Here is a 19,010-nt window from a genome sequence, read left to right on the forward strand (position 1 = left end):
CCGGCTTTATGGAAAACCGGGAAAAAGATCATCATTATTAAAAGTAAAAAATATTATGCCTAGAATTAAAGTTAAAAGAACCAGTACCGTAACAGATATGACAGCCATGTGCGATGTTGCAGCTCTGTTACTTACGTTCTTCATATTAACTGCTACGGCGAAACAACCAGAACCACTAGCGGTATCTACGCCTTCATCAACGTATGAATTTAAGGTGCCGGCAGAGAACAATGCAATATTAACCATTGGACAGGGTAAGGTTTTCTTCGAGGTGGCAGGTCCAAAAGTTAGGGCTAGAACATTAGAGCTTATTGGAGATCAATATAATATCAAGTTTACTCCGGATGAGATTAAAAAATTCTCTTTGGTTTCAAGTTTTGGTGTTCCTGTTGCTAGCCTTAAGCCTTTTCTAGCTATGGATGGTGGAGATCGTATGAAACCAGGTGTTCAACCCGGTATTCCTACCGATTCAACTGATAATCAGTTAAACGCCTGGGTACTTCATGCTCGTAAAGCTACAGCTGAAATTAATCAGCAGCCAATGCGCGTGAGTATCAAAGGAGATTCAAAAGAAGAATATCCTGTAGTTAAGAAAATTATTGATGTATTGCAGAAGCAAAAAGTAAACAAATTTTTGTTGGTTACTAATTCTGAAGCTAGAAGAAAATAAGAAATGGCAGAATTAAACACAGGCGGGAAGAAAGCCACGCCAAGAGTCGATATGACGCCGATGGTAGATTTGATGTTCCTTTTGGTAACATTCTTTATCTTAACAACGTCAATTTCTACGCCACAGGCAATGGATATTGTGAAGCCCGATAAGGATGATAATAATCAGGAAAACAGATTGGAACTGAAAGCTTCTAAAACCATGACTATTTTATTAGGTAAAAATGATAAGGTAGCCTGGTATATGGGAGAAGCTGGTGCAACAGCTCCAACGTTTGAGAATTTATCTCAGGTTGAAAAAGCGATTATCGATAACAGAAAAGTTGCTGACGCGTCAGGAGTGAAAGGTGATTTCGTAGTGTTGGTAAAGCCAACCAGCGGATCTAATTTCAAAAACTTTGTAGATATTATGGATGAATTGGAAATATTAAAGGTTAAAGTTCGTCAGATTGATGATGACAATATCCTTGATAATGAAAAAGAAGCCATGAAAGCTCAGGGTATTTTATAATTTGTTAAATCAGTAATCATGTCAAAATTAGATATTTTAAGAAAGGAGTGGATTGAAGTAGTTTTTGCTGAAAAGAACAAAAGCTACGGAGCCTACCAATTGCGTAAAACCAATGGGGCCAATACCACACGGGCATTAATTATTGGTTCGATATTATTTTTAGCGTTTTTCTTTGCTCCAAAAATTTATGGTCTCATTAGAGGTTCAATGGATGAAACAGAACAAGTAGAAAAAGCGCAGGAGGTAATTATTGCACCACCGCCACCAGTAAATCCAGAAACACCGCCACCACCACCGGTAGAGCCACCACCACCAAAAGTGGATCAGGTGAAAATGCCACCTCCAATCGTAAAGCCTGATGAGCAGGTACGTGATGAGGAACCACCAACAGTTGAAAAACTGAAGGAAGCAGATCCTGGTCAAAGAGACATTAAAGGTGATCCTACTGCGGATATCGTAATCGCTGAACCAGTTGGTGAAGGTCCGAAAAGAGAAGCTGCTGTTGCGGTTGATGATAATAAAGTTTATGACTTCGTTAGTATCGAAAAACAACCAGAATATCCAGGAGGTATCGCTAAGTTCTACAAGTACTTAGGTGGAGCTATTAAATACCCGCCAATGGCACAAGAAAATAACGTACAGGGTAAAGTATTTTTATCTTTCGTTGTTGAAAAAGATGGTAAATTAACAGACATTCAGGTTACCCGCGGTTTGGGTAGCGGAACTGATGAAGAAGCTATCCGTGTATTGAAAGCTAGTCCACGTTGGAACCCAGGTATCCAAAATGGTAAGCCGGTAAGGGTAAAATATAACATCAACGTTAACTTTACATTGAACTAAAAAGTGAATGTTAAATTTTGATATTTTTAAGCAAAAATCGCCTAAACAGCGGTTTTTGCTCATTTTAGGCCTAGTCACCTTTGTTTTGTATTTAGTAATGGGACTAGCTTTTATATTTTGGGCACCCCTGGCAATACGATTTAATTTCATACCAACATGGGGCCGTATTGCTATAGGTGTATTTCTAATTTTTTACGCTTTTATAAGGCTGCTGAGTCTTGGCAGAAGAGATTAAAACCCTTAAATGAGAAACATACTTTTTATATTTATTGTCTTGACCTTCATTTCTTGTAAAAGAAAAGATAAGCAGGCGGAGGTTAAGGAAACCCGAACTAGCGGTGTGTTGAAAATGCTCGTTGATGAAAGTGTAAGCCCAATCGTTCAAGAGCAGATTGATATTTTCAGTTTGGATTATCCTCAAGCTAAGTTTCAGCTCACTGTTAAACCTGAAGAGAAAATTATTCCCGCTTTTTTAAACGATAGCGTAAGGGTGATTGTAATGCCGAGATTACTGACTAAAGCGGAAGAAAAGTATTATACACAACGGGGAATCAGGATTAACTCCACTAGATTTGCAGTTGATGGTATTGCATTAATAACGAATAAAGACAATATTGATAGCACAATTACCGTTAAAGAAGTTATTGATATTTTACAAGGAAAAGGATCAGCTAAAAAATTAGTATTTGATAACCCTTACTCAAGCACCTTTCAATACTTTAAGCAACTGGCTAAGATAAGTCAGTTTCCTGCTCAAGGTGTTTATTCAAAAAATTCGAGTGCAGAAGTTATTAAACTAATTGCAGAGGATAAAAGTTTTATAGGTATTTTAGGCGTAGATTGGGTTTCTGACAGAAATACAAAATATGCTAATGATCTCGCAAAGATCAAAACACTTGGTGTTAAAAACCTCAAAGGTAAGGTTGGTGATGATCAGTTTTACAAACCAACACAAGATAATCTGATTAATGGAATCTATCCTTTTTTAAGAAACGTAAATATAATAGATTGCGAAGGGAGAGATGGTTTAGGCACAGGATTTGCAACATGGTTAAGAAGTCAGAGAGGCCAGCTTATTGTACTTAAATCTGGACTTGGTCCACATAAGCTTATGCCTAGGGAAATAAACCTGACAAAAGGGAAATAAATAACAAATTATAATTGAACCACGAAGTTATCTCAATAGACACTTCATTTTTATTAAAAAAACAGAATATCAGATGAAACCTGCATGATATTTAATAAGTTAATTAATATTCATCATGCAAGCTTCATTACCATTAAAAAACAATAAAGAACTATGAAAATTTTAAAGAAAGCAATAACCTTAAATGTAGGTTTGGTGTTGATGGGTTCTGCAGTTTTTGCTCAAAATTTAAATGACGCGAAAAAAGCCATTGACGCTGAACAGTATCAGAAAGCAACATCAATGCTTAAATCATTGGTGAGCTCACAAGCTTCAAACGGTGAAAATTATTATAATCTGGGTTTAGTTTATTTAAAAACTGGTTATATTGATTCAGCCCGTGCTGTTTTCACTAAAGGTGTAGCAGCTGATGCTAAAAATAACTTAAACCTAATTGGTTTAGGTGAAGCAGATATGTTATCCAATAATCCAACGTCTGCTAAAACCAATTTCGATAAAGCAATCGAATTGGATAAGAAAAATTATAAAACGTATTTAGAGATTGGTAAAGCTTATTTAGCTCAGGATAAACCAAGTGATGATGTATCAAAACCAGATTTCACTAATGCTTTAGCGAATATTACTAAAGCTGACGAGTTAGATGCTAAAGATAAAGACGCAGAGGTTTTCTTGGCTTTAGGTGATGCTTATGCATTGCAAAAGAAAAATTCTGAAGCATTAGGCCCTTACATGCGTGTTGGTGATGTAGATCCAAACAACCGCAGAGCGAAAACGCAGATTGGTAAAATGTATAAAGAATCAAGAGCTTTTCCAGAAGGAGAAAAAGAATTACAAGATGTAATTGCTGCTGATCCAAACTATGGTCCTGCTTATCGCGAATTAGGTGAGCTTTACTTACAGTGGAGTAGCTTTGGTACTGATCAGGAAAAAGCGAAAAAAGGTATTGAGAACTATAAAAAATATATGGATTTGACTGACAAATCTTTAGAGTCTCAGTTACGTTATGCGCAATTCTTGTTTTATGCAAAAGATTTTAAAACTTTAGAGCAGGTTGCTGCTTCAATTCAAGTACCAGCTAACGATCCAAAAAGTTCAGTTGTATCAAGAATGAAAGGTTGGGCAGCTTATGAAAATGGAAACTATCCTCAAGCATTGACTAGCTTAACAGAATTCTTTGCTAAAGAAAAAGATAAATCTAAAATATTAGGTAATGATTATCTTTATTTAGGTAAAGCACAATTAAAATCTGGACAAGATAGTTTAGCTGTAGCCAACATTATTGAGGCTGCTAAAATTGACTCCAACAATGCTGATGCATTAGCTGAAGCTGGTTTAGCCTTATATAAAGCTAAAAAATATGGTAAGTCTGCAGAAATTTATCAATTAGCGATTAAATATAATCCAAATGGTAAAGGTTCTTTAACTAACTATTACTACTTAGGTCAAACACGTTTTTTGGAAGGATATTTTGCTCAAAGGGAGAAAAAACCCTTAAATACAGCGGCTTTAGTTGAAGCAGATTCTGCATTAAGTCACTTAAACAAAGTTTCTCCTGAATTTGCTTTAGGTTATTTCACAAGAGCGAGAATTGCTAACCTATTAGATGATAAAACTAATCCGAAATATGCTTCAATTCCGTTTTTCGAAAAGTATATCACATTGGTTAAACCAGAGGAGCAAGCAAGTAACAAGACTAATTTAGTTGAGTCTTATGATTATTTAGGTGCTTATTATGCCGATAAAGACAAAGCAAAAGCTATTGATTTTTTAAATAAGAGTATTGCCCTTGATCCACAAGGCCCGTTTGCGTCAGCGAAGTTGAAAGAATTATCAGCTCCGGCAGGCAAAGGAAAAGGTAAATAATTATCAAGTTAAATAATTTAGAAAGGCAGAGTTTGGTTACTCTGCCTTTTTCTTTTACTTTTGCATCAGAAAATTTTAATTATGCAAGCACAGAGTACATCCATAGATTTTTTACCTATTATTTTTCAAGTAGTTGTTGCATTAGGTTTCGTGGTAACCACTTTGGTTGCAACACACTTTTTAGGTCCGAAACGTAAAACAAGCGATAAGCTAGAGATTTTCGAAGCAGGCGTAAAAAGTGTTGGTAATGCCCGTCAGCCTTTCTCCATTAAATATTTCGTAGTCGCAATTCTTTTCGTATTGTTCGATATTGAAGTGATTTTTATGTACCCTTGGGCAGTAAATTTCAGGGCTTTGAAGATGGATGGAATGATAGAAATGTTCATCTTTATGGGGACATTGCTGTTAGGCTTTATTTATGTAATTAAGAAAAAGGTGCTTGATTGGAACTAGTTCAATCGGCAGTTCTCAGTTAGCAATTTCTAAACAGCAAACTAAAAATTAAGAACTGAAATCCATATGTGTATCACTTACACTAACTATATCGCCTTTCAAATTATTTAGAAAGGTTCTAAATCTGGTAAAGCTGATTATTTGCCTTTAAAATATTGTAAATTTGTTGCTCATTCTGCAAAGGGGTGAGCATTTTTTGTTTATAAACATGAGTGAAATTAATATAGTTGATGCGCCTCCAGGAACCGAAGGACCTGGATACTTCGCCACTTCATTAGATAAAGTGATTGGCTTAGCACGCTCAAATTCATTATGGCCATTGCCTTTCGCGACTTCATGTTGTGGAATCGAATTTATGGCTACCATGGGCTCTCACTACGATTTAGGTCGTTTTGGTGCAGAGCGCTTAAGTTTTTCTCCACGTCAGGCTGATGTTTTAATGGTGATGGGAACTATTGCGAAGAAAATGGCTCCGGTACTTAAACAAGTTTATATCCAAATGGCAGAGCCTCGTTGGGTAATGGCTGTTGGGGCTTGTGCCAGTAGCGGTGGTATTTTTGATACTTATTCTGTACTGCAAGGTATTGATGAGGTGATTCCGGTAGATGTTTATGTGCCAGGTTGCCCGCCAAGACCAGAAGCAATTTTAGATGGTTTTCAGCGTATTCAGGATTTGGTAAGAAATGAATCAGGAAGAAGAAGAAATTCTGATTATTATAAAGAACTTTTAGGTCAATACGGCATTAAATAATGGAAGAAACGACCCTAAATAATACGATCCATGTTAAGCTAACTGAAAAGTTTGGCGAAAAAGTAACAGCGGTTTCTGAGCCTTATGGTTTATTAACTTTTGTGACTTACAAGGATGTAATCATAAATGTTTTATCGTATTTAAAAGACGAATTAAAATTTAATTTCCTTACTGATATTACAGCGGTTCACTATCCTGGTAAAGACCACGGTATAGCTGTTGTTTACCATTTGAACAATATGGTAGAACGTGTAAGGATCAGAATCAAAGTTTTTATTTCCGAGCAGAATCCAACAATTCCTACCGCTACCGCAGTGTGGAAAGGCGCAAATTGGATGGAACGCGAAACCTACGATTTTTTTGGAGTTAAGTTCGAAGGTCACCCTGATTTGCGCCGTATTTTAAATATGGATGATTTAGGTGTTCATCCAATGTTGAAGCAATATCCATTGGAAGATCCTAACAGAGTAGATAAAAAAGACGAATTTTTTGGAAGGTAAATCCCTTGCCCCTAAAGGAGAATGGGACAGAATATATAAGTAAATAATTAACAAATTTGAAAGGAGTTCCGAACTTCGGAATTAAGGTCTATGAATCATAACCATCCGGTATATACAGATAACGACCCGCAAAGTGAGCTGGTAACCTTAAATTTAGGCCCAACGCACCCTGCAACCCATGGCGTTTTTCAAAACGTTTTGCAATTAGATGGCGAGCGTATTGTAAGCGGCGTTTCTACAATTGGCTACATTCACCGGGCATTCGAAAAGATTGCCGAACATAGACCGTTTTATCAAATCACACCATTAACAGACCGTTTAAATTACTGTTCTTCGCCCATTAACAATATGGGATGGCACATGACGGTTGAAAAATTATTAAATATCCAGATGCCCAAACGTGTAGATTATCTTCGCGTAATCATCATGGAACTTTCTCGCATTGCCGATCACATTATCTGTAATACGATTATTGGTCAGGATACTGGAGCAACAACAACTTTCCTTTACCTCTTCCAATTCCGTGAACATATCTACGAAATCTTCGAAGAGGTTTGTGGTGCCCGTTTAACAACAAACATTGGCCGTATTGGCGGTTTTGAAAGAGATTTCAATGAAATTGCCTTTGCCAAAATCAATAAATTTTTAAAAGAATTCCCTGTTGCCTTAAAGGAATTTGAGAACCTTTTAACCCGTAACCGTATTTTCATTGATAGAACCGCTGGCGTTGCAGAAGTAACAAAAGAGGCTGCTTTAGAATATAGCTGGACTGGTCCGCTGCTTCGTGCAGCTGGTGTAGATTATGATGTTCGTGTAGCTGACCCATATTCATCTTATCAGGATTTTGATTTCGAAGTTCCGGTGGGTACAAGTGGCGATATTTATGATAGATATTTGGTTCGCAATGAAGAAATGTGGCAGAGTTTGCGCATCATCGAACAGGCCATTTTGAAGTTGAAAACAGAACCTAAAGGTATTTTTCATGCTGATGTTCCTGATTTCTATCTTCCTCCAAAACAAGAAGTTTATAATAATATGGAGGCATTAATCTATCACTTCAAAATTGTGATGGGGGAAATTGATGCACCCAAGGCCGAAGTTTATCACGCTGTTGAAGGTGGGAATGGTGAACTAGGTTTTTATCTGATCAATGATGGCGGACGTACTCCTTACCGTTTACACTTCCGCAGACCTAGTTTTGTGAATTACCAGATGTTTGCACCAATGAGCGAAGGCATGTTATTGTCTGATGCCATTATCAACATGAGTAGTATGAATATTATTGCAGGAGAATTAGATGCTTAAAGTAGAAGAACAAACACCTGTAGTGTTTTCATCAGAGTTGCTTGCCAAGTTTGATGATGTTAAAAGCCGTTATCCGGAAGGTAAAGAAAAGTCAGCCTTGTTACCATTATTGCATTTGGTACAGGCAGAATACCTTTGGGTAAGCACTCCGGCCATGGATAAAGTTGCTGAATATTTAAACATTCAGCCGATTGAAGTTTATGAGGTAGCAACTTTTTACACCATGTACTTCTTAAAACCACAAGGTAAATATGCTTTGGAGGTTTGCCGTACGGGTCCTTGTTGCCTGGTTGGTGCAGAAAAAATATTAACACACTTAGAAGATAAGTTAGGCGTAAAAGAAGGTGAAGTTACTGCAGATGGATTATTCAGCTTTAGAGGAGTTGAATGTTTAGCTGCATGTGGTTTTGGTCCGGTGTTGCAAATTAGCCCGGAATATACTTTCTATGAAAACCTGACTACCGAAAGTGTAGATAAATTGATTGAAGATTTGAAAAATAAGTCCTAAGTCGAGAGTCTTAAGTCAAGAGTCGTTATGACTTAAGACTATGGACTATGGACTACAGACTATAGACTAATTATAAATGTCTCGAAAACTGTTACTTGAGCATATAAACGTACCAGGCATCAATACACTTGAGGTCTATCGCCAGAAAGGTGGGTACCGTGCTGTGGAAAAAGCCCTTAAAACTTTAACACCTGAAGAGATTGTTGAAGAAGTTAAGAAGTCAGGGTTACGCGGTCGTGGTGGTGCGGGTTTCCCAACCGGGATGAAATGGAGCTTTTTGGCAAAACCAGAAGGTGTTGCACGTTATTTAGTTTGCAATGCTGATGAATCGGAGCCAGGAACTTTCAAAGACCGTTACCTGATGACATACATCCCTCATGCCTTAATTGAAGGAATGATTGTGGCCAGTTTTGCCTTAGGTGCAAAGGTTTCATATATCTACGTACGTGGAGAGATGATGCCTCAAATCCGTATTCTTGAGAAAGCCATTGCAGAGGCAAAAGCTGCCGGATGGTTAGGTAAAAACATCTTAGGAACAGGTTACGATTTAGAATTATATGTTCAGCCAGGTGGTGGCGCTTATATTTGTGGTGAAGAAACCGCATTGTTAGAATCACTTGAAGGTAAAAGAGGTAATCCAAGAATTAAGCCACCATTTCCCGCTATAGCTGGATTGTATGGTTGCCCAACTGTAGTAAATAACGTAGAATCGATTGCAGCAGTGGTGCCAATTATCAATGATGGTGGTGATGAATATGCAAAAATAGGTATTGGTAGAAGTACGGGCACAAAATTAATATCAGCATCTGGTAATTTAGTAAAACCAGGTGTTTATGAAATCGAATTGGGTTTGCCAGTTGAAGAATTTATTTATTCTGATGAATATTGTGGCGGAATTGCCAATGGTAAGCGCTTAAAAGCAACTGTTGCAGGTGGATCATCTGTGCCAATTTTGCCAGCAAACTTGACATTAAAGTATGCAAATGGTGAGCCCCGTTTAATGAGTTACGAATCTTTATCAGAAGGTGGATTTGCAACAGGAACGATGATGGGTTCTGGCGGTTTTATTGCATTTGATGAAGATCAATGTATTGTTCGTAATACCTGGAATTTCTCTCGTTTTTATCATCATGAAAGTTGTGGCCAATGCTCGCCATGCCGTGAAGGTACCGGATGGATGGAAAAAGTATTACACAAAATTGAGCATGGCCATGGTACAATGGACGATGTGGATTTACTTTGGGATATTCAACGCAAAATCGAAGGTAATACCATTTGCCCATTAGGAGATGCAGCAGCCTGGCCAGTGGCTAGTGCAATTCGTCATTTCAGAGATGAATTTGAATGGCACATAAAAGAGCCGGTTAAAAGCCAGAGTCAAAATTATGGTATTGCAAATTATGCAGTGCCGATAGAAAAAGCTCCGGTAACAGAAGAGAAATAATAATTAGTTAGTAAACTTATAAATAAGAGCTATTTTAATATTGAATCCTAAGGTCGCATTTTGTGACCTTAGGATTTACTTAACACAATAAGTATATGTAAATGAAAGAAGAAATATCACCAGCTATCATCCCCAACGAAGTAATAATTAATAAAATATATCTTTTTAGAGGAGTAAAGGTGATGTTAGATTCTGATTTAGCAGAGCTCTTTGGTGTTGAGACTAAGCGATTAAAAGAACAGGTTAGAAGAAACATAGAGCGGTTCCCGGAACATTTTATGTTTGAATTGACAAAAGAAGAAAACGAAGTCTTAAGGTCGCAATTTGCGACCTTAGAACAAGGAAAATACTCAAAATATCTCCCGTTTGCATTTAGTGAACATGGTATTTTGCAACTATCAAACGTTTTGAAAAGTAAACAGGCGATAGAAGTTAGTATAAAGATTATTGATGTATTTGTACAGCTTAGAACAATGGTTTTAAGTAATACGGAAATCAAATTAGAAGTAGAAAAGATTAAAAAGAAAGTAGATAATCAGGATAAAAATATTGAAGTCATCTTCAGGTATTTTGATGAACTACTGGAACAGAAAGCACAACCAAGAAAAGAAATTGGTTACAAGATCTCGAAAGAGAAATAAATATAAATAGAATTGGTTTATGTGCGCACGAATCAAGACGAGATAAAGAAATAAAAGAATATCATTAACCATGAGTGAAAAAGTTAAGGTTACGATAGATGGAATAACAGTAGAGGTTGATAACGGAACCACTATCCTGAATGCTGCAAGGCAAATTGGTGGTGATATCGTTCCGCCAGCCATGTGCTATTATTCTAAATTAGAAGGCAGTGGTGGTAAATGCCGTACCTGTATTGTGAAGGTAACAAAAGGTTCGGAAAAAGATCCCCGCCCAATGCCTAAGTTGGTTGCATCTTGTCGTACGACAGTAATGGATGGAATGGAAGTGTTGAATATCACTTCTCCTGAGGTTTTGGAAGCAAGGGCTGGTGTGGTAGAGATTCTATTAATTAACCACCCATTAGACTGCCCGGTTTGTGATCAGGCTGGAGAATGTGATTTACAAAATTTGGGTTACGAACACGGCTTGCAAAAAACACGTTATGAATTTGAACGTCGTACTTTTGATCGTATTGACATTGGTGATAAAATTCAGTTACACATGAATCGTTGCATTCTGTGTTATCGATGTGTTTTTACTGCCGATCAGATTACCAACAAACGTGTTCATGGTATTTTAAACCGTGGCGACCATTCAGAAATCTCTACTTATATTCAACAGGCTGTTGATAATGATTTCTCAGGAAACGTAATTGACGTTTGCCCTGTTGGAGCGTTAACCGATAGGACTTTCCGTTTCAAAAACCGTGTTTGGTTTACCAAGCCTGTTGATGCACACCGCAATTGCGATCATGAAAAATGCAATGGCAAAGTAACACTTTGGTATAAAGGGGAAGATGTTTTACGTGTTACGGCCCGTAAAGATCAGTTTGGTGAAGTAGAAGAATTTATCTGCAACACTTGTCGTTTTGATAAAAAAGCAACTTCAGACTGGACAATCGAACATCCTACACATATTGATGATACTTCAGTAATTGCATCTAACCATTACGAAACATTAAGGCCACTTCCAGTAATTAAGCCGAACGCAGCTTTACAGGCAGCAAATGAAATTGAGTTACATAAAACAGTAAAATACTAATGGATACAGGTTTTATTATAGAAAAATTTATTCTTGTTGCTGTTATTTTCGGTATCAGTTTAGTCGTAGCCATGTATTCTACCTATGCAGAACGGAAAGTTGCTGCATACCTTCAGGATCGTTTAGGTCCGGATAGAGCAGGCCCTTTTGGTATTTTGCAGCCTTTGGCCGATGGTGTTAAAATGTTTATGAAAGAGGAAATTATTCCTGCTTCATCCAGCAAATGGTTATTTATTATTGGTCCTGGTTTGGCACTACTTTGTGCTTGTATTGGTACTGCAGTTATTCCCTGGGGAAGCCCGATGGTGATTGGCGATAAGGTGGTTCCATTACAGGTTGCAGATATTAACGTTGGTGTTTTATACATTTTTGGTGTAGTTTCTCTAGGTGTTTATGGTGTAATGATTGGTGGTTGGGCATCGAATAACAAATACTCTTTATTGAGTGCTATTCGCGCTGCATCACAAAATATCAGTTATGAAATTGCAATGGGTTTGTCTATTATCGCATTGCTTTTGATGACGAATACCCTGAGTTTAAAAACAATTGTAGAGCAACAGCATGGCTTAAACTGGAATGTGTGGTATCAACCACTAGGATTTCTGATTTTTATGGTTTGTTCTTTTGCAGAAACTAACCGTGCACCATTCGATTTACCTGAATGTGAGACTGAATTAATTGGCGGTTACCATACAGAGTATTCTTCAATGAAATTAGGTTTTTACCTTTTCGCTGAATACATCAACATGTTTGTTTCATCGGCAGTAATGGCAACATTATACTTTGGTGGTTACAACTATCCAGGTATGGATTCGATGGCTGTTTGGTTAGGTCCAACATGGGCACCGCTTTTCGGTACAGCTGTTTTCTTTGGTAAAATAGTATTCTTCATCTTTTTCTTCATGTGGGTACGCTGGACAATCCCCCGTTTCCGTTATGATCAATTAATGAATTTAGGTTGGAAAGGTTTAATACCTTTGGCCATTGCCAACATTATAATAACTGGGGTTGTGATTGCGATTATAGAGAAGTTTTAATTATGGAATCATTAAGTAATAAGAAAAAAGTACTGGAACAAAAGCCATTGAGCTTTATGGAGAGAATGTACCTGCCAGCAATAGCAAAAGGTATGGGAATCACCATCAGTCACTTATTTAAGAAAGAGGCTACAATAAGATATCCAGAAGTAGAACGTGAGTTCTCTGCTAACTTTAGGGGAATGCATTCACTTAAGCGTGATGAGAACGGTAAAGAGCGTTGTACTGCATGTGGTCTTTGTGCATTATCTTGTCCGGCTGAAGCAATTACGATGATTGCTGCAGAACGGAAAAACGAAGAAAAGCATTTATACCGTGAGGAAAAATATGCAGCCACTTACGAAATCAATATGTTACGTTGTATTTTCTGTGGATTATGTGAAGAAGCTTGTCCTAAAGAGGCCATATATTTAGATGGACCAATTGTACCTGCTGATTATTTACGTAAAGATTTCATTTACGGAAAAGATAAGTTGGTTGAGGCTCCGTTGGAGATGAAAAAATAGACAGAATCGTAATGTTGAATTTATTTCAACATTTATAAATTTAAGACCCTGAAATAAATTCAGGGTGACGAAATTAAAGATTGCTTCGTACCTCGCAATGACGGACGAAGAGACAAATAAACAAATAACAAATTAATGAGTACACAAGTATTCTATTTCGTAGCCACATTAAGTATCATCTTTTCACTGATGGTGATTTTTGCAAAAAATCCAATTCACAGTGTATTGTACTTAATTCTTACCTTCTTCACATTCACTGTACACTACGTATTATTGAATGCTCAGTTTTTAGCTGTTGTAAACTTCATTGTTTACATGGGAGCCATCATGGTATTATTTTTATTCGTACTGATGCTTCTCAACCTGAATAAGGAAACCGAACCTATAAAATCTCCATTAATTAAAATTGTGGGTGTAATCGCAGGATGTTGTTTAATCGTAACCTTAGTAGGTTCATTTAAAGCAGCAAGCATCAATAGCCCTTTAATTTTGAAAAACCAGGGATTGGGTTTAGTAGAAAACTTAGGTAAAGAGCTGTTCGGACCATTCTTATTACCATTCGAATTATCATCTCTATTACTATTGGCAGCAATGGTTGGAGCCGTTTTATTATCTAAAAGAGATGAGGTAGAGGCATAATGGAAAACATAACTACACAAATGGCAGGTGTGCCACTAAATCATTACATCTATTTAAGCGCAATTATTTTCGCTATCGGTGTAATTGGCGTATTAACCCGCAGAAACGCAATCGTAATTTTTATGTCGATTGAACTGATGTTGAATGCCGTAAACTTGCTTTTAACTGCTTTTTCGGTTCATAGTAATGACCCATCAGGACAAGTTTTTGTATTCTTCATTATGGCGCTTGCTGCTGCAGAAGTTGCAGTTGGTTTAGCAATTATTGTAATGGTTTATAGAAATACAAAATCGATAGATATTAATGTTTTAAATCGCCTTAAGTGGTAAATATATATTAAGAATGGCAATAGAACAATTGATTTGGTTAGTTCCTTTACTTCCTCTTTTAGGGTTTGTAATTAATGGGCTGGGCAGAAACTCTTTATCTAAAGGACTTGTTGGCATCATTGGAAGTGGCGTAATTTTAGCCTCTTTCATCATCAGCTTAGTCATTTTCTTTAGTTTACAAGGCGACACACAAAAATCTCACGAAGTATTTTTATTCGATTGGATTAGCGCAGGAGCATTACACATTCCTTTATCATTCCTGGTTGATCCATTGAGTTCGATCATGCTTTTGATTATTACAGGAATTGGTTTCTTAATCCACCTATATTCTACCAGCTACATGCACGATGATGAGGGATTCGGTAAATTTTTCTCTTATCTGAACCTGTTTGTATTCTTCATGCTATTACTCGTATTGGGTTCAAACTATATTGTAATGTTTATCGGTTGGGAAGGAGTAGGTTTATGCTCATACCTATTAATCGGTTTCTGGTACACCAATAGTGCTTATGCATCAGCAGCAAAAAAGGCATTTGTAATGAACAGAATAGGTGACTTAGGCTTTTTACTAGGTGTGTTTTTAATGTTCAATTTCTTCGGAAGTGTTGAATTTTCAAAAATATTCCCACAAGCAGCTAATATGTTGCCAGGAAACAATACGCTGGTTCTAATTACCATTTTGTTATTTATTGGTGCCTGCGGTAAATCTGCACAATTGCCATTATTTACCTGGTTGCCAGATGCAATGGCTGGACCAACCCCAGTTTCTGCACTAATTCACGCGGCAACTATGGTAACGGCCGGAATCTATATGATTGCACGTTCAAGTGTTTTATTTGATCTTGCACCTTTCACTCAACATATCATTGCAATTGTTGGAGCAGCAACAACTTTAGTTGCAGCAATTATTGCATTAACTCAAACAGATATCAAAAAAGTTTTGGCTTATTCAACCGTATCTCAATTGGGATATATGTTTTTAGGCTTAGGTGTTGGCGCATATACGGGTTCATTCTTCCATGTATTAACGCATGCATTCTTCAAAGCATTATTATTCCTGGGTGCTGGTTCGGTAATTCATGCCATGCACCACGAACAAGATATGCGCCACATGGGTGGCTTAAGAAAGAAACTTCCTGTTACTTTCTTAACCATGATGATCGGTACCATCGCCATTGCAGGTTTACCTCCGTTTTCTGGCTTCTTTTCTAAAGATGAAATTTTGGCACATGCATTTCAATATAGTCCGGTGCTTTGGGGTGTTGGTGTAATCACTGCATTCTTAACAGCATTCTATATGTTCAGAATGATGTTCCTTACTTTCTCTGGAAAATACAGAGGCACGCACCATGAAGAAAGTCATGTTCATGAATCACCAGCAGCAATGACTACCCCATTAATTATCTTGGCTATTTTAGCGGCTATTGGCGGAGCAATCAATATTCCTCATGTTTTTGGAGGAAATGAATGGTTAGCACACTGGTTATCGGGTGCAGGTGTTGCTCAACATGAATTAGGTTTAAGTCACAATACAGAATATGCATTGATGGGAACATCGGTTGTTGCCGCAATTATTGCCTTGCTTTACGCTTATACAAGATATGTAAAAGGTGCACGTGTTCCGGTAGCAGATGAGGCACCACGTTCCGCGCTTGCGAAATTATCATATAATAAATTCTATTTAGATGAGATTTATGATTTTATTATCACCAAGCCGTTAGATGCATTTTCAAGATTTTTCTATAGGATCATTGATACCAAGTTTATTGACGGTATTGTGAATGGATTAGGCTGGAGTACAAACGAAGCCAGTAAAGGCGTCCGTTTATTGCAAAGTGGAAACGTAGGTTTCTATATATTTATGATGGTATTTGGTATCGTCGCATTATTGTTATATACATTTTTATACATATAAAAAGGGTTCAAAATTAAATAATGGAACAACTTTTACTACTTATATTTCTTCCGCTTGCAGGCGCTATCCTAACGGCCTTTGCTGGTCAATCTGCTAAAATAGTTTCAACCGTAATTTCGGTTGCTTCTTTGGGGCTGGCTTTGTTTATCGCGGGTACCTTCATTCCAGATGCAAGCACTCAGTTTGAGGTAAATCTACCATGGATTGCTGATTTAGGCATTCACTTCCATGCAGGTATTGATGGAATCAGCATGCTTGTGGTATTGCTAACTAACTTGTTAATACCAATTATCATTTTATCAAGTTACAAACACGATTATAAAAATCCTGCTGCTTTTTATGCATTAATTTTATTCATGCAGACAGGGTTGCTTTTGGTGTTCACAGCAATGGATGCTTTCTTGTTCTATATCGGTTGGGAAGCCGCTTTGATTCCTATCTACTTTATTTGTGCGTTCTGGGGTGGTAAAGATAGAATTCGTATCAACATGAAATTCTTCGTTTATACGATTGCAGGATCATTGTTTATGTTAATGGGTATTATTTACCTGTATTTACAAAACCCGGCTGATAATTTTGATATTCAGGCATTTTATGCTTTGAACCTGGATAGTGCTCAACAGGGATGGATATTCTGGGCCTTCTTCATAGCTTTTGCGATTAAAATGCCAATTTTTCCTTTCCATACCTGGCAACCAGATACCTATACGGCCGCTCCGACTCAAGGAACGATGTTATTATCCGGTATCATGTTGAAGATGGGTATTTATGGTGTAATCAGGTGGTTATTGCCTATTGTTCCAACTGGTGTTCAAGACTGGTCAGGCTTAGCAATGGTGCTTTCGATAATCGGAATTGTTTATGCCTCATTAATCGCTTTTACGCAAAAAGATGCCAAACGTTTAGTTGCCTATTCATCTATTGCCCACGTTGGATTAATTTCTGCAGGGATATTTGCCTTAAACCAACAGGGGATGCAAGGTGCAATGGTGCAAATGTTAAGTCACGGTATTAACGTAGTTGGATTATTCTTCGTTTTAGATATTATCTTTTCCAGAACGAAAACAAATAAAATAGAAGAGCTTGGTGGTATTGCAAAAGCAGCACCGCAACTGGCGATTGTTTTCTTGATTATTGTTTTAGGAACGGTAGCGTTACCAGGAACAAACGGCTTTATCGGAGAATTCTTATTGCTAATGGGCGTTTACAATTATGGCATTTGGGCGGCAGCTATTGCAGGTTTGACCATTATTTTTGGAGCCGTTTACATGTTACGCATGTATCAGAATGTTATGCTTGGAAAAACCAATACTTTAACCATTACCTTCGCCGATATTCAGGGAACTGAAAAATTGGTGCTTTATATTATTTGTGCATTGATTATTATTTTAGGGGTATATCCTAAACCATTATTGCACATAACAGAGGCATCTGTACAACATTTATTAGAACAGGTAAATCAAAAATTAACATCAGTAAAATAAGCAATGAATATTATCATAACCATTAGTATAACCGCTTTTATTGTACTTTACGCAGGTTTGTTTAAAGCCAAGAAAGCATTATTGCCGCTTACCGTTGTTGGGCTACTTACTGCTCTGGGTTTCACTATCAGTGCCTGGAATGGTAATGCTGTACACTTTGGCATGATGCAGACGGATAATTTTGCACTGGCATTTTCTGGTATTTGCATTATTGGAACGCTATTAATATTCTTATTGACTCAAAATTATTTTCATGCTAAAAGCGATAACGTAGCTGAATATTTTACCCTAATTCTTTTCGCCCTGGCGGGGATGATTATGATGGTATCGTATAAAAACATGGCGATGTTATTTGTGGGGCTAGAGATCATGTCTGTGAGTTTATATATCCTTGCAGGAATACGTAAAAGGGATTTTGCATCGAACGAAGCTTCATTGAAATATTTCCTGATGGGTGCCTTTTCTACAGGTTTCTTATTATTTGGGATTACTTTAATTTATGGTGCTACAGGATCATTCGATTTAGATAAAATTCAAGCTTACCTGGTAGATAACAGTAAAGCAATTTCACCAATCTTTTATCCTGGAGTAATCTTAATGATGATTGGTTTATGCTTTAAAGTTGGCGCTGCACCATTCCACTTCTGGACTCCGGATGTATACGAAGGTTCACCAACACTAATTACTACTTTCATGAGTACGGTAGTGAAAACTGCTGGCTTTGCAGCATTCTTAAGGTTGTTTGCAGGTTCATTTGCTCCGCTTCACGATTTTTGGGTTGCGCCACTGATGGTTATCGTTTGTTTAACTTTATTTATTGGTAACATTACAGCTTTGTTCCAAAAGAACTTTAAGCGGATGTTGGCTTATTCCAGTATATCTCATGCAGGTTATCTTTTATTCTCGCTTATAGTTTTAAGTGCAAAATCTGAAAATAATGTCTTGGTGTATGCAGCTGCTTATACTTTCGCGTCAATCATTGCTTTTGCAGTATTAATTTTAGTAAAACAGAAAACAGGGAGTGATAGCTTCGAAAGTTTTAACGGCCTGGGTAAGAAAAACCCTTTGGTGGCACTGTCTCTTACCGTTGCGATGTTATCATTAGCTGGGATCCCATTAACAGCCGGCTTTATAGGAAAGTATTTAATGTTCCTGAACGTAATGGGAGAATACCAAACGCTGTTAGTAGCTTTTGCGATTCTGAATGCTTTAGTAGGATTCTATTATTATTTCAAAGTTATTGTTGCCATGTGGTTTAAAGATGGTGCAGAAATTGAACTTGCTACACCAGGCCAATACAAGGTTGTTTTATTAGTTTCAGTAGCGATTACTCTTATTTTGGGTATTTATCCTGGAATTATTTTAAACCTAATATAGGTATACTGTT

The 19,010-nt window shown here is 37.2% G+C and carries 20 protein-coding genes; all 20 read left to right on the forward strand.

Going from position 1 to position 19,010, the window contains the following annotated elements:
- Nucleotides 1-55: 55 nt before the first annotated feature.
- The 20 genes from ACN1CD_RS02610 to ACN1CD_RS02705 all read left to right on the forward strand — a co-directional run bounded on the left by ACN1CD_RS02610 (nucleotide 56) and on the right by ACN1CD_RS02705 (nucleotide 19,000).
- Nucleotides 56-670, forward strand: coding sequence for a biopolymer transporter ExbD (locus tag ACN1CD_RS02610; protein WP_419128688.1), 615 nt, complete (start codon nucleotides 56-58; stop codon nucleotides 668-670).
- Nucleotides 671-673: 3 nt separating this feature from the next.
- Nucleotides 674-1,180: an ExbD/TolR family protein gene (locus tag ACN1CD_RS02615; RefSeq protein ID WP_419128689.1), complete on the forward strand. Its 507-nt coding sequence runs from the start codon at nucleotides 674-676 to the stop codon at nucleotides 1,178-1,180.
- Between the two features lie 18 nt (nucleotides 1,181-1,198).
- Nucleotides 1,199-2,020 carry an energy transducer TonB gene (locus tag ACN1CD_RS02620; protein ID WP_419128690.1) on the forward strand — a complete coding sequence of 274 codons (822 nt, stop codon included), beginning with the start codon at nucleotides 1,199-1,201 and terminating at the stop codon, nucleotides 2,018-2,020.
- Nucleotides 2,021-2,264: 244 nt separating this feature from the next.
- On the forward strand, nucleotides 2,265-3,167 hold the full coding sequence (locus ACN1CD_RS02625; protein ID WP_419128691.1) for a PstS family phosphate ABC transporter substrate-binding protein: 903 nt from the start codon (nucleotides 2,265-2,267) through the stop codon (nucleotides 3,165-3,167).
- Nucleotides 3,168-3,368: 201 nt separating this feature from the next.
- Nucleotides 3,369-5,030 (forward strand): tetratricopeptide repeat protein, encoded by a 1,662-nt coding sequence (locus ACN1CD_RS02630; protein ID WP_419128960.1) that lies wholly within the window; start codon nucleotides 3,369-3,371, stop codon nucleotides 5,028-5,030.
- Between the two features lie 81 nt (nucleotides 5,031-5,111).
- Nucleotides 5,112-5,483, forward strand: coding sequence for an NADH-quinone oxidoreductase subunit A (locus ACN1CD_RS02635; RefSeq protein WP_154279603.1), 372 nt, complete (start codon nucleotides 5,112-5,114; stop codon nucleotides 5,481-5,483).
- A gap of 208 nt (nucleotides 5,484-5,691) precedes the next feature.
- A complete protein-coding gene (locus tag ACN1CD_RS02640) occupies nucleotides 5,692-6,234 on the forward strand; it encodes an NADH-quinone oxidoreductase subunit B (RefSeq protein WP_025146324.1) in 543 nt (180 codons plus the stop codon).
- Nucleotides 6,234-6,734: an NADH-quinone oxidoreductase subunit C gene (locus tag ACN1CD_RS02645; protein WP_419128692.1), complete on the forward strand. Its 501-nt coding sequence runs from the start codon at nucleotides 6,234-6,236 to the stop codon at nucleotides 6,732-6,734. Before ACN1CD_RS02640 ends, ACN1CD_RS02645 begins: the two co-directional genes overlap by 1 nt.
- Before the next feature lie 90 nt (nucleotides 6,735-6,824).
- The gene (locus tag ACN1CD_RS02650; RefSeq protein WP_419128693.1) at nucleotides 6,825-8,039 is read left to right on the forward strand and encodes an NADH-quinone oxidoreductase subunit D; all 1,215 of its coding nucleotides are present in this window, start codon (nucleotides 6,825-6,827) and stop codon (nucleotides 8,037-8,039) included.
- On the forward strand, nucleotides 8,032-8,547 hold the full coding sequence (gene nuoE, locus ACN1CD_RS02655; protein ID WP_419128694.1) for an NADH-quinone oxidoreductase subunit NuoE: 516 nt from the start codon (nucleotides 8,032-8,034) through the stop codon (nucleotides 8,545-8,547). Before ACN1CD_RS02650 ends, nuoE begins: the two co-directional genes overlap by 8 nt.
- 76 nt (nucleotides 8,548-8,623) lie before the next feature.
- A complete protein-coding gene (gene nuoF / locus ACN1CD_RS02660) occupies nucleotides 8,624-9,991 on the forward strand; it encodes an NADH-quinone oxidoreductase subunit NuoF (RefSeq protein ID WP_419128695.1) in 1,368 nt (455 codons plus the stop codon).
- Between the two features lie 101 nt (nucleotides 9,992-10,092).
- Nucleotides 10,093-10,632, forward strand: coding sequence for an ORF6N domain-containing protein (locus tag ACN1CD_RS02665; RefSeq protein ID WP_419128696.1), 540 nt, complete (start codon nucleotides 10,093-10,095; stop codon nucleotides 10,630-10,632).
- Nucleotides 10,633-10,702: 70 nt separating this feature from the next.
- Nucleotides 10,703-11,713, forward strand: coding sequence for a 2Fe-2S iron-sulfur cluster-binding protein (locus ACN1CD_RS02670; protein WP_419128697.1), 1,011 nt, complete (start codon nucleotides 10,703-10,705; stop codon nucleotides 11,711-11,713).
- A complete protein-coding gene (nuoH, locus tag ACN1CD_RS02675; RefSeq protein ID WP_419128698.1) occupies nucleotides 11,713-12,750 on the forward strand; it encodes an NADH-quinone oxidoreductase subunit NuoH in 1,038 nt (345 codons plus the stop codon). Before ACN1CD_RS02670 ends, nuoH begins: the two co-directional genes overlap by 1 nt.
- 2 nt (nucleotides 12,751-12,752) lie before the next feature.
- Nucleotides 12,753-13,256, forward strand: a complete 504-nt coding sequence (locus ACN1CD_RS02680; protein ID WP_378961179.1) for a NuoI/complex I 23 kDa subunit family protein — start codon at nucleotides 12,753-12,755, stop codon at nucleotides 13,254-13,256.
- 135 nt (nucleotides 13,257-13,391) lie between these two features.
- Entirely contained in the window at nucleotides 13,392-13,895 is a 504-nt protein-coding gene (locus ACN1CD_RS02685; RefSeq protein WP_419128699.1) for an NADH-quinone oxidoreductase subunit J, read from the forward strand.
- The gene (gene nuoK / locus ACN1CD_RS02690) at nucleotides 13,895-14,224 is read left to right on the forward strand and encodes an NADH-quinone oxidoreductase subunit NuoK (RefSeq protein ID WP_419128700.1); all 330 of its coding nucleotides are present in this window, start codon (nucleotides 13,895-13,897) and stop codon (nucleotides 14,222-14,224) included. Before ACN1CD_RS02685 ends, nuoK begins: the two co-directional genes overlap by 1 nt.
- Nucleotides 14,225-14,237: 13 nt before the next feature.
- Nucleotides 14,238-16,139, forward strand: a complete 1,902-nt coding sequence (gene nuoL, locus ACN1CD_RS02695) for an NADH-quinone oxidoreductase subunit L (RefSeq protein WP_419128701.1) — start codon at nucleotides 14,238-14,240, stop codon at nucleotides 16,137-16,139.
- A 20-nt stretch (nucleotides 16,140-16,159) separates the two neighbouring features.
- On the forward strand, nucleotides 16,160-17,623 hold the full coding sequence (locus ACN1CD_RS02700; protein WP_419128702.1) for a complex I subunit 4 family protein: 1,464 nt from the start codon (nucleotides 16,160-16,162) through the stop codon (nucleotides 17,621-17,623).
- 3 nt (nucleotides 17,624-17,626) lie between these two features.
- A complete protein-coding gene (locus ACN1CD_RS02705; RefSeq protein WP_419128703.1) occupies nucleotides 17,627-19,000 on the forward strand; it encodes an NADH-quinone oxidoreductase subunit N in 1,374 nt (457 codons plus the stop codon).
- The last annotated feature ends 10 nt before the right edge of the window (nucleotides 19,001-19,010 follow it).

The organism is Pedobacter sp. N23S346, assembly GCF_048515415.1.
Taxonomy (GTDB): Bacteria; Bacteroidota; Bacteroidia; order Sphingobacteriales; family Sphingobacteriaceae; genus Pedobacter.